Genomic DNA, 11,776 nt, shown 5'->3' on the forward strand with positions numbered 1-11,776 from the left:
CGTTTACCTCTCCAGCCGCACCCCGCAGCGGGGGCAGTGTTCCTCCCCGCCGTTCAGGGGCTTCCCGCAGTGCGGGCATCTCATCCATAGGCACGCGATGCCGACTTCGGCCAGCAGGTAGCTGCCGATCAGCACGGCCAGCGCCAGCCGCTCCCAGGCGGCATAAGGGCTGCACGCCAGCGCGAGAAACACCGGCACGGAAAGCGCCCAGCGCAGGCGTGCCGCCCACACATGGCCGCGTGGCAGCTTTGCCGATGCGGGCGGCGCATGGTCCCGCCGGATGCGGCCGCAGTCCTCGAGCGAGGAGCCGCAATGCGTGCAGTATCGCGCGCCGAACTTCAGCCCCTTGCCGCAATACGGGCAGCGGTAGCCGGCGAGCAGCACCGCCGTACCCGCGACCGCCAGCAGAAGGGCGCCCCCGATCGTCCACGGCGTTTCCCATGCGGGCCAGTCGTGCCGAACCGCGGTATACAGAAGCACCGCCAACGCCGCCGCGAGCAGGCTAACTCCTGCGATTTCTGCCTTTTTGAAGCTCATGCCGTTCCCCTCCCCTGTTTTCGCTTCCAGTATAGCACCCCTGTGTTAAATCCGCAGTGCGGTGCGCATAAAATTCCGGCAAAGCGCCGCGCCGGCCTGCGCCTTGCCATTTGCGTCCCGCCGTGGTATGATAGTTAGAGAATGTATAGAAAAGGTGTTTTGATGGAATATATCACCCACTCCCCCGAGGAGACCGAAGCCCTCGGCGCGGAATATGCGCGGTCGCTGCGCCTAGGCGACGTGGTCGCGTTTTCCGGCGACCTGGGCGCGGGAAAGACCGCGTTCACGCGCGGCGTGCTGCGCGGTCTGGGATACAAGGGCCGTGTGACCAGCCCGACCTTTGCGATCGCCAACGAATATGACACGCCCGCCGGGCGTGTGGCGCATTTCGACCTGTACCGCATCCTGGACAGCGAGGCGCTGTTCGAGATCGGCTTTGACGAATATTTGGGCGGGGATCGCATTGTGCTGATCGAATGGAGCGAAAACGCGGCCGATATTTTGCCGGATTCCTATAAAACCGTGCATATTTCGTACGGAAATGCTGAAAACGACCGAGCGGTCACGATTGGGGAGGTATCCGCTTGAAGATACTTGCATTCGAATCCTCAGCGGTCAGCGCGTCCGTCGCGCTCATTGAGGATGAGCGGCTGGTCGCACAGTCTTTCCAAAATTGCGGCCTGACGCACTCGCGCACGCTGCTGCCCATGGCGGAGGATCTGCTCGCCAACTGCGGTGTATCCTTGGACAAGATCGACGCCATCGCGGTTGCACACGGCCCCGGCTCGTTCACCGGCGTACGCATTGGCGTGGCGACGGTCAAAGGGCTTGCGCTCGGCGCGGGCAAGCCCTGCGTCGGCGTATCCACGCTGGAAGCGATGGCCTGGGGCGCGCGGGTGCTGGGTGGCCCGCTCTGCTGCGTGATGGACGCCCGCGCCGGACAGGTATACAACGCCCTGTTCACGGTCGAAAACGGCGCGCCGCGCCGTCTGTGCAGCGACCGTGCGCTGCGGCTGGCCGATCTGGGCGAAGAAATCGGCGGAGCGCCGTATTTTCTGGTTGGAGACGGGGCCGATCTATGTTATAATACCCTTAAGGAACGATGTCCCTGCCTGCGTCTTGCGCCGCCCGAATTGCGGTACCCCACAGGCTTCGGCGTGGCGGCCGCCGCCCTGCCCCTTTTGAAAGCAGGCCAGACCTGCCCGCCGCAGGCGCTTGATGTCTTTTACCTGCGCCGCCCGCAGGCCGAACGGGAGCGTCTCAAACGGCTTTCCGGGCAACAATGAATTTCAGAATAAAGGAGACAACGATTATGGCAACCGTTCACGAAATGAATCATCCGCTGATCAAGCATAAGCTCAGCCTGATGCGGGACAAGACCACCGGCGTTAAGGAGTTCCGCGAGGCGGCCCGTGAGATCGCGATGCTGATGTGCTATGAGGCCACCCGCGACCTGCCGCTCAAGGAAATCACAATCGAAACGCCGGTTTCCGAGGCGCGCGTACAGGTGATCTCCGGCAAGAAGATCGCGCTGGTCCCCATCCTGCGTGCCGGCCTCGGCATGGTGGAGGGTATGCTGGAGATGATTCCGGCTGCCAAGGTCGGACACATCGGCCTGTACCGTAATCCGGAGACGCTGCAGCCGATCGAGTACTACTGCAAGCTCCCGAACGATATCGAGGAGCGCGACGTACTCCTGCTCGACCCCATGCTCGCCACTGGCGGCTCCGCGGTCGCCGCGATCGACGGGCTCAAGCGCCGCGGCGTTAAGCACATCAAGCTGATGAACCTGATCGCCGCGCCGGAAGGCGTCGAAACTGTTCAGAAGGCGCATCCGGACGTCGAGATCTTTGTTGCCGCCATCGACGACAAGCTCAACGACCACGGCTATATCGTACCCGGCCTGGGGGACGCGGGCGACCGGATCTTCGGCACCAAGTAAAAAAAACAAAAAGATGGTGCGGCTAACGCCGCACCATTTTCATGGGAGCTTTTCAAATGGAAGAAATTCAGCATTATGAGATCGAGTCCGACCGCCTGCGCTTCCGGCGGCTGCGCGCGGATGATTTTGGCCTTGTCGCCCCGATCCTGCAGGATGTACAGACCATGTATGCTTGGGAGCATGCGTTTTCCTATGAGGAGGTCTGCGACTGGATCGCCGACATGCTGCACCGTTACCGAGAGGACGGCTGCGGTTATTTTGCTGCGCTAAGCCGGCAGACCGGCGCGCTTGTCGCGCTTGCTGGCCCTCTGGTCGAGCAGCTCCAAGAGCGGGCTGAGATCGGGATCGGCTATATCGTCCGGCGCGAGCTGTGGGGGCAGGGCTACGGCGTGGAATGCGCCCGTGCCTGCATCCGCTATGCGTTCGGCGTGCTCGGCGCGGTGCGTGTGGTCGCGACCATCCGCCCCAACAACCTGCCCTCTCTGCGTGTCGCCGCCCAATGCGGGATGCAGGCCGTCGGGCAGATCAGCAAGCATTACCGCGGCAAGGACATGCCGCATATCGTCTGTGCGCTCGACCAGCCGCTGACGCAGGGACAAGCAACGGCTGAGGACAGCGCCGATGCCTGAAAGTCAAACCAAAACCCGCCTTTTCAGGCGGGTTTTCTTCATTAACGGTATTGCTCCGCCCAGACCGGCGCTTGCTCTGCAAGCGACCGGGGGACATCCAGCACGCGCTGGTTTTCGCTGCCGCGGAACCGCAGCTCGATATTGCGTTCAGCCTCGATAAACCGCCCGTCTACCAGCAGGTCAAGCTGGGAAAGCAGCTTTTTCACAGAGGGATCGGGCAGCCCCAGAAGCTCTTCGAACGTATAGCCGGAATACGCCATCAGGTGCTTCCCCTTCTTCTTCAGCTCAACCGCCAGCCGGTACAGTGGCTCGGGCTGACAAAACGGTTCGCCTCCGGAAAAGGTCACGCCCTTTACCAGCGGGTTTTTGCACATATCGCGCAGCAGGGCTTCTAGCTCCATATCCCTGCCGCCCGCAAAATCGTGCGTCTGCGGATTGTGGCAGCCCGGGCAGTGATGTGGGCAACCCTGCGTGAACAGAGTATAGCGGAAGCCGGGGCCGTCGACAATCGACTCCCCGACCGTACCCGCAATGCGTATGGACCCTTCCATTACGCCGTATGCTCCTCTTCCAGCGAGCAGCACGCTACTGTGTGCTTTACGCGGTCATGCTCCTCCGCGCGCTTGGCGTTATTGAACCGATCGAGCGTGCCGACCAGATAGCCCGTGATACGGCGGATACGCTCAAAGCCGACACCCTCGCCGATCAACTGCTCCTGCATTACCTTTTCTTCCATAATCGTACGCTTCCTTTCTCAATCCTTGACGATTTTCAATGTATTGGGCTGACGGTCGGCTTCCTCCGCAGGATCGCCGTGGTAGCCGAGCGTCATACTGTTCAAATTCTTGTAAAGGCCGAGCTTCTGCAGCTTGGAAAGCGGCACGCCCTCGCCCTCATGCCGGCCGCAACGCGGGCAGGTTTCACCGATGATGCCGGTATAGCCGCACACAGGGTCGCGGTCGATCGGATGGTTGATGGCGCCATAGCCGATACCCGCCTCTTTCATCGCGCGGACTACCGCCTCAAACGCCTCCAAATTCTGCGTCGGGTCGCCGTCCAGCTCGATATAGCTGATGTGGCCGCCATTGGTCAGTTCGTGGTAGGGCGCCTCTCGCACAATCTTTTCAAACGCCGAGATCGGATAATATACCGGTACATGGAACGAATTCGTATAGTAATCCCGATCGGTCACGCCCTCGATCTTTCCGTACTTCTGGCGGTCGATCTTGACGAAGCGGCCGGACAGCCCCTCTGCCGGCGTCGCAATCAGGGAGAAGTTCAGGCCGTATTTTTCGCCCGCCTTATCCACCCGCTCGCGCATGTGGCTGACGATCTCCAGACCCAGGTTCTGCGCTTCGTCGCTTTCCCCGTGATGCTTGCCGATCAGTGCCTTGAGCGTTTCCGCCAAGCCGATGAAGCCAAGCGTCAGGGTACCGTGCTTGAGCACCTCGCCCACCGTATCGTCCGGTCCGAGCTTATCTGAGTCGATCCATACGCCCTCGCCCATGAGGAACGGATAATTGCGCACCTTTTTCGCCGCCTGTATCCGGAAGCGGGCCAGCAGCTGATCGAATACCAGATCGATCTTCCGGTCGAGATCCTCAAAGAACCAGTCGATATCGCCGTGGCTGCGGATCGCGATACGCGGCAGGTTGATCGACGTGAACGACAGGTTGCCGCGGCCGGTGACAATCTCGCGCGTGGGATCATACCGGTTGGCGATCACGCGGGTACGGCAGCCCATGTAAGCGCATTCGGTTTCCGGATGGCCGGGCTTGTAATATTTGCGGTTGAACGGTGCGTCCAGGAACGAGAAGTTCGGGAACATTCGCTTGGCCGACACGCGGCAGGCCAACTTGAACAGGTCGTAGTTTGGGTCGGTTTCGTTGTAATTGATCCCTTCCTTGACCTTGAAGATATGGATCGGGAAGATCGGCGTTTCGCCGTTGCCCAGTCCCGCCTCGGTCGCCAGCAGAAGCTGCTCTGTCGCCAGACGCCCCTCGGGCGAGGTATCCGTGCCGTAATTGAGCGAGGAAAACGGGATCTGCGCGCCCGCGCGGGAATGCATGGTATTGAGGTTATGTACCAACGCCTCCATGGCCTGATAGGTGGCCTTACGGGTTTCCTTATCTGCGTATTTGCGAGCGAAGCGCACGCATTTGGCCGCCGCCTCCGTGCCAAGGTTCTCCCCCAGCGCGGCGTTCAGGGCCTCGTCATAGCCGTTCCTCCCCGCCAGACAGGCCCATTTGCCGGTCTGGCGTTCGAGCCGTTCGGTCAGCGCCGCGGCATCCACCTCATTGTTCTCATCTGCGCCATATACTTCCAGCGCTTTCGCCAGATTGTCGCGGAACAGCTTGCGGAAGGTCTTCTTCACCCCCGGCGCCATCGAGTAGTCGAAGTTGGGAACGGACTGTCCGCCATGCTGGTCATTCTGGTTGGACTGAATGGCGATACAGGCCAGCGCGGAATATGAACGGATATCGTTCGGCTCGCGCAAGAATCCATGCCCCGTCGAAAAACCGCCGGAGAACAACTGCAATAGGTCGATCTGGCAACAGGTTGTTGTCAGCGTCAGAAAATCCAGGTCGTGAATATGGATATCGCCTTCGCGGTGCGCCTTGGCGTGCGCAGGGTCGAGAATAAACATCTCATAGAACTGTTTGGCGCCCTCTGAACCATACTTGAGCATAGTACCCATCGCGGTATCGCCGTCGATGTTGGCGTTTTCGCGCTTGACATCGTTTTCGAGCGAGGACTGGAAAGTCAGATCCTCGTACACTTTCATCAGTTTGGTGTTCATCTCGCGCACGCGTGTGCGCTCATTCCGGTAGAGGATATACTTTTTTGCCGTGCGGGCATGTCCGTTTTTAATCAGCACCTTCTCTACCGTATCTTGTATCTGCTCAACGGTAGGGATCTCGTCTCCAGCAGCGGCTTCCAGCGCTTTTTCCACCTGTCCGGCCAGATCGCGCGCCATTTCATAGTCCTGGCCGCCCGACGCCTGCGCCGCGCCGAAGATCGCGCTTGCAATCTTATCAATTTCAAAGGGCGCACGGCGGCCGTCCCTTTTGATGATCTGCTGGATCATATTCGCTGTCCCTTTCCTTTTCGCCGCCGTTTGCGGCGCTCACTAAATTTCGTAGTGTTTTTCATTTTTCTGCACCATATATTGTGCCTGTATTTGATATTTTACCCCTATCCCTATACAATGTCAAGCCCATTTCGGCTTTTTGGCAGAATCACAAGAAATCCGCATTTTTTCTTGTTGCATTTTCTAATCTTTTCTTTTTCCCCCTGTGGACCATGTGAATAATCCCCTGTGGACAGCCTGCCTCCTGTGGATAAAGCTGTGTCCGCAGTGTGGAAAGCTACCGGAAGACGCAAAAACGCCCGCACCATATATCACACAATATATAGTGCAGGCGCTCTGTTCGGTTTAATCCGCCAAACCGATCGCGTTGGATACCGGAAGCGACAGGACAATGCCGTGGCTTTTGGTTTTCATGCCGACCGCTTTCATAATAGCGGTCATGATCTCCTGCTTCTCCTCGCTCTTGACCACGAGGAAAACAATCTCCTTTTCCGCCTGTATCTCGATGCCGAAAAACTGCTTAACCTCATCCTCCGCGATGCCGCGGGCGGAGATCACCGTACCGCCGCGGGCGCCCGCTTTCCGCGCGACATCCATGACCAGATTGGTATACCCCTGCTCCATGACGACCGCGACCACGTCAAAGCCGTCCTTCTTTTCCGCTCTGTCCATATCCAACACCTCCGTTTGTTCTGCCTGTGTCAGCAGCTTGTGCCAACGCACACCGATTCCTGTGACCGGCACCGAAAAGGCGATGCCGCGGCCTGGGTAACGCATTTTCAGCTCATAGCCGAGCCGTTCCAGCAGATGCTGCGCCAGTTGATGCCCAGCAAGACACATCACGATCGCTTTCGATGTTTCGCCCAGGCCGAGCAGGTCAAGCACTTCCGTGCGCGCAGTCCCCCGCGCCATGCACTCAAAGCTGACCAGCGCGCGATTTTCCCGATAAACACGCAGCACGCTCTCAGCCTGCGCCGTATCGACCACCGCTACAACAAGCTCGACTGCGCTGTGTACCGTCATCTGAGGCTGATACTCACTCATGCGGCGTGTCCTCCTGTAATACGATGATTTCATCCTCATCCTCTGCGGCGGGCAGTTCCTCCTCCGCTTCGGTAAGGCGTTGCTTCTTCCTATATAGAATACCAAGAATTTGTATCGTAAGCAAGGGGGTCATTGCAACCATCGCCACAATTCCAAACGCATCGGTCAATACATTGCCACCCATCGCCTCACAGGCGCCCATTGCAAACGGCAGCAGAAAGGTCGTCGTCATCGGTCCGGAGGCCACGCCGCCGGAGTCGAACGCGATACCGGTGAATATTTTGGGTACCAGAAAGGTCAGCCCCAGTGCGACCGTATAACCCGGCACCAAAATCCAGTAAATCGACAGCCCTGTCAGCACACGCAGCATGGACATGCCTACCGAGCAGGCTACGCCGATGGAAAGGCTCAGCATCATAGCGCGCTGGGATACCGCGCCGTTTGTAATCATCTCTACCTGTTTGTTCAGAACATGTACTGCGGGTTCGGCCGTGACTAGAAAATAGCCGATCAGCATGCCAAGCGGCACCAGCAGCCAGCTATGTCCCCCGCCGGCGAGCTGTTGTCCCAGGAAATGGCCGGCCGGCATAAAACCGACGTTTACACCAGTCAGAAACAGTGCCAGCCCAACAAAAGTATAAATAAAGCCGACGCCGATTTTCTGTAGCTGCAGCCGGCGGAAACGCCGGAAAACAAGCTGGAATATCGCGCAGAAAATGATAATCGGGAAAAGCGCGGAGCATACCTCTTTAATATACTCCGGCAGATCGTGCAGGAATACCAGCGCTACCTGCTGCGTGTCCTGCACCTCCGGCACTGTGACCGGCGTATAGCTGGGATCGCCGCCGCGATAGAAAATCCCCAGTAGTAGCACGGCCAGAATCGGCCCAATGCTGCACAGCGCAACCAAACCGAAGCTGTCGTCCTGCGCGTCACGGTCACCACGGATGGAGGCCAGGCCGATGCCGAGCGCCATGATGAACGGAACCGTAATCGGGCCGGTCGTCACGCCGCCCGAATCGAACGCCACCGAAACGAATTCGTTGGGGACAAAAATAGAAAGCACGAAAACGCCGATGTAAAACATAATCAACAGATTCGCCAGTCGGATCTTGAACAGGGTACGCAGCATGGCAATCACGAAGAACAGGCCGACGCCAGCCGCTACTGTCCAGATCAGCATGGCATTAGGGATGGATGGTACCTGCTCCGCCAAAACCTGCAGGTCCGGCTCTGCAATCGTGATCAAAATACCAATCAGCAGCGTAATACCGATAACAATCGCCAGATTTTTCGTTTTCGGCAGCTGCGCGCCGATACCTTCGCCCATAGGCGTCATAGAGACATCCGTACCGAGCGAAAAAAAGGCCATTCCAATAATCAAAAGCACCGCACCTGTCAAAAAGAGAGTCAACGTTCCGACAGGCATAGGCGCCACTGTAACGCTAAGCAGTAAAACGATCACTGTAATTGGGAGTACCGAAGACAGCGACTCCATCAATTTTTCTTTCAGGATTTTGTTCATTCACATTCCTCCAGCACCATCTTAATACAATCTTAATATTATCATACCAGAAAAATGCGTTCTGTACCAGCGGTCAGAGCCAATCTTAACAAAAACAAAACGCCAACCCTTAACGGATTGGCGTTTTTTATGTGCGCGTTGAGTTATCTTCCCGGGCCGTCGCCAGCCAAGTATTGTCACCGTAAACGAGCTTAACTACTGTGTTCGGAATGGGAACAGGTGTACCCTCGTCACCATTAACACGCACTGTTCAGGATTACACCTTGAAAACTGAACAATAACTATGGCAAACAAAGAGTAAAATCTGAGATTGCCTCTAATATGAGGTCAAGCCCTCGGCCTATTAGTATCAGTCCGCTGCATACATTACTGCACTTCCACTCCTGACCTATCAACCTTGTAGTCTACAAGGGGCCTTACTCCATAAAGGATGGGAACACTTATCTCGAGGGGAGTTTCACGCTTAGATGCCTTCAGCGTTTATCTCGTCCGTACTTAGCTACCCAGCTATGCCCCTGGCGGAACAACTGGTGCACCAGCGGTACGTCCATCCCGGTCCTCTCGTACTAAGGACAGCTCCTCTCAATATTCCTGCGCCCGCAACAGATAGGGACCGAACTGTCTCACGACGTTCTGAACCCAGCTCGCGTACCGCTTTAATTGGCGAACAGCCAAACCCTTGGGACCGAATTCAGCCCCAGGATGCGATGAGCCGACATCGAGGTGCCAAACCTCCCCGTCGATGTGGACTCTTGGGGGAGATCAGCCTGTTATCCCCAGGGTAGCTTTTATCCGTTGAGCGACGGCATTTCCATTCACATACCGCCGGATCACTAACTCCAACTTTCGTTACTGCTCGAACCGTCATTCTCGCAGTTAGGCTCGTTTATGCGTTTACACTCAGTGCACGATTTCCGTCCGTGCTGAACGAACCTTTGAGCGCCTCCGTTACTCTTTAGGAGGCGACCGCCCCAGTCAAACTGCCCACCTGACAGTGTCCCCCGACCAGATTCATGGCCGCAGGTTAGAATCCCAATATCCCAAGAGTGGTATCCCAAGGTTGCCTCCACAAATGCTGGCGCACTTGCTTCCCAGGCTCCCACCTATCCTGTACATGGAATACCGAGATCCAATATCAAGCTACAGTGAAGCTCCATGGGGTCTTTCCGTCTAGTTGCGGGAAACCGGCATCTTCACCGGTACTACAATTTCGCCGGGCGGGCTGTTGAGACAGTGCCCAAATCGTTACGCCATTCGTGCGGGTCAGAACTTACCTGACAAGGAATTTCGCTACCTTAGGACCGTTATAGTTACGGCCGCCGTTTACTGGGGCTTAAGTTCGCACCTTCGCTTGCGCTAAGCACTCCCCTTAACCTTCCAGCACCGGGCAGGCGTCACCCCCTATACGTCATCTTTCGATTTAGCAGAGAGCTGTGTTTTTGCTAAACAGTCGCTTGGGCCTTTTCACTGCGGCCTGCTCTCGCAGGCGCCCCTTATCCCGAAGTTACGGGGCCAATTTGCCGAGTTCCTTAACAACCCTTCTCCCGTTGGCCTTAGAATACTCATCCCATCTACCTGTGTCGGTTTGCGGTACGGGCACCTTAGTATACACATAAGCTTTTCTCGTCTCTCACGCCAGTTACTTCCCTACTAAATTTCGGTCCCTTACGCCCGGGGCAACCATCGCCCGGGTTAACCTTAATGAAAGCGTCCCTTATGCTTAAAGTTCGGTGGTTACGGAATTTCTACCGTATGTGCATCGACTACGCCTTTCGGCCTCGCCTTAGCTCCCGACTAACCTTGGGCGGACGAACCTTCCCCAAGAAACCTTAGATTTTCGGCCATTATGATTCTCACATAATTCTCGCTACTTATTCCGGCATTCTCACTCGTATAAAATCCACCAGTGCTTCCGCTCTGACTTCGCCTCTTATACGACGCTCCCCTACCCAATGCATTACTGCAATGCCTAAGCTTCGGTTGAACGCTTAGCCCCGTTACATTTTCTGCGCAAAACCACTCGACCAGTGAGCTATTACGCACTCTTTGAATGAGTGGCTGCTTCTAAGCCAACATCCTGGTTGTCTTCGCAGTTTCACATCATTTTCCACTTAGCGTTCATTTGGGACCTTAGCTGTAGATCTGGGCTGTTTCCCTTTTGACCACGAGACTTATCTCACGTAGTCTGACTGCTATTCATCAATTAGCCGGCATTCAGAGTTTGATAGGGTTCGGTAACCTCGCGGCCCCTAGCCCATTCAGTGCTTTACCTCCGGTAATCTAAAATAACGCTAGCCCTAAAGCTATTTCGGGGAGAACCAGCTATCTCCGAGTTCGATTGGAATTTCTCCGCTATCCACAAGTCATCCCCGGCTTTTTCAACAGACGTGGGTGCGGCCCTCCACGGTGTCTTACCACCGCTTCAGCCTGCTCATGGATAGGTCACCCGGTTTCGGGTCTAATACCTGCAACTTCATACGCCCTTTTCAGACTCGCTCTCGCTACGGCTCCGGTACTCCAGTACCTTAACCTCGCTGCAAATATTAACTCGCCGGACCGTTCTACAAAAAGTACCCGATCACACTTTAACGTGCTCTCGGTGCTTGTAGGCACAAGGTTTCAGGTTCTTTTTCACTCCCCTCCCGGGGTACTTTTCACCTTTCCCTCACGGTACTGCTCCACTATCGGTCACTGAGTAGTATTTAGGCTTGGAGGATGGTCCCCCCATATTCCCTGCGGGTTTCACGTGTCCGCAGGTACTCTGGATCCGGCTAGCGCTTTATTCCTTTCACTTACGGGACTATCACCCTGTTTCGTTGCTCTTCCCAAAGCATTCAGTTAAGAATAAAAGCTACATGTTGCCGTCCTAACCCCGAAAATATTGCTACTTCCGGTTTGGCCTCTTCCGCGTTCGCTCGCCACTACTTGCGGAATCTCGGTTGATTTCTCTTCCTCGCCCTACTTAGATGTTTCAGTTCAGGCGGTTCCCCACCATAACCTATGGATTC

The 11,776-nt window shown here is 56.5% G+C and carries 9 protein-coding genes, 2 rRNA genes and 1 pseudogene (1 of these 12 running past the window's edge); 4 read left to right on the forward strand and 8 right to left on the reverse strand.

The window, feature by feature from the left end; translation table 11 throughout:
* Nucleotides 1-3: 3 nt before the first annotated feature.
* On the reverse strand, nucleotides 4-537 hold the full coding sequence (locus tag RX717_RS11170; RefSeq protein ID WP_107631865.1) for a zinc ribbon domain-containing protein: 534 nt from the start codon (nucleotides 535-537) through the stop codon (nucleotides 4-6).
* Nucleotides 538-699: 162 nt separating this feature from the next.
* Here RX717_RS11170 and tsaE point away from each other — a divergent pair, with 162 nt between their 5' ends.
* Genes tsaE through RX717_RS11190 form a run of 4 tightly spaced genes read left to right on the forward strand, consistent with a single transcriptional unit; the run spans nucleotide 700 to nucleotide 3,108 of the window.
* Nucleotides 700-1,125: a tRNA (adenosine(37)-N6)-threonylcarbamoyltransferase complex ATPase subunit type 1 TsaE gene (gene tsaE / locus RX717_RS11175; protein ID WP_107631864.1), complete on the forward strand. Its 426-nt coding sequence runs from the start codon at nucleotides 700-702 to the stop codon at nucleotides 1,123-1,125.
* Nucleotides 1,122-1,823: a tRNA (adenosine(37)-N6)-threonylcarbamoyltransferase complex dimerization subunit type 1 TsaB gene (tsaB, locus tag RX717_RS11180; protein WP_107631863.1), complete on the forward strand. Its 702-nt coding sequence runs from the start codon at nucleotides 1,122-1,124 to the stop codon at nucleotides 1,821-1,823. The genes tsaE and tsaB overlap by 4 nt, the downstream gene beginning before the upstream one ends.
* Before the next feature lie 26 nt (nucleotides 1,824-1,849).
* Nucleotides 1,850-2,479: a uracil phosphoribosyltransferase gene (upp, locus tag RX717_RS11185; RefSeq protein ID WP_107631862.1), complete on the forward strand. Its 630-nt coding sequence runs from the start codon at nucleotides 1,850-1,852 to the stop codon at nucleotides 2,477-2,479.
* 56 nt (nucleotides 2,480-2,535) lie between these two features.
* Nucleotides 2,536-3,108, forward strand: coding sequence for a GNAT family N-acetyltransferase (locus RX717_RS11190; RefSeq protein ID WP_159068196.1), 573 nt, complete (start codon nucleotides 2,536-2,538; stop codon nucleotides 3,106-3,108).
* 41 nt (nucleotides 3,109-3,149) lie between these two features.
* Here the strand turns inward: RX717_RS11190 and nrdG are convergent, their stop codons facing one another.
* From nrdG to RX717_RS11225, 7 genes and pseudogenes are all read right to left on the reverse strand, one after another.
* Nucleotides 3,150-3,659, reverse strand: a complete 510-nt coding sequence (nrdG, locus tag RX717_RS11195) for an anaerobic ribonucleoside-triphosphate reductase activating protein (RefSeq protein ID WP_054327061.1) — start codon at nucleotides 3,657-3,659, stop codon at nucleotides 3,150-3,152.
* Nucleotides 3,659-3,802, reverse strand: a pseudogene (gene nrdD, locus RX717_RS11200) (anaerobic ribonucleoside-triphosphate reductase); the annotation flags it as partial. The pseudogene nrdD and the gene nrdG, both read right to left, overlap by 1 nt.
* A 60-nt stretch (nucleotides 3,803-3,862) precedes the next feature.
* Complete coding sequence (locus RX717_RS11205; RefSeq protein WP_107631860.1) at nucleotides 3,863-6,196, reverse strand: anaerobic ribonucleoside triphosphate reductase; 2,334 nt, start codon at nucleotides 6,194-6,196, stop codon at nucleotides 3,863-3,865.
* Between the two features lie 348 nt (nucleotides 6,197-6,544).
* On the reverse strand, nucleotides 6,545-7,243 hold the full coding sequence (locus RX717_RS11210) for a hypothetical protein (RefSeq protein ID WP_107631859.1): 699 nt from the start codon (nucleotides 7,241-7,243) through the stop codon (nucleotides 6,545-6,547).
* Nucleotides 7,236-8,768 carry a DUF1538 domain-containing protein gene (locus tag RX717_RS11215; protein ID WP_107631858.1) on the reverse strand — a complete coding sequence of 511 codons (1,533 nt, stop codon included), beginning with the start codon at nucleotides 8,766-8,768 and terminating at the stop codon, nucleotides 7,236-7,238. Before RX717_RS11215 ends, RX717_RS11210 begins: the two co-directional genes overlap by 8 nt.
* A 130-nt stretch (nucleotides 8,769-8,898) precedes the next feature.
* Nucleotides 8,899-9,015, reverse strand: a 5S ribosomal RNA gene (gene rrf, locus RX717_RS11220).
* A 76-nt stretch (nucleotides 9,016-9,091) separates the two neighbouring features.
* Nucleotides 9,092-11,776: ribosomal RNA gene (locus RX717_RS11225) — 23S ribosomal RNA — on the reverse strand (it continues 158 nt past the right edge of the window).

The sequence above is a fragment of the Intestinibacillus sp. NTUH-41-i26 genome, assembly GCF_032769475.1.
Lineage (GTDB): Bacteria > Bacillota > Clostridia > Oscillospirales > Butyricicoccaceae > Agathobaculum > Agathobaculum ammoniilyticum.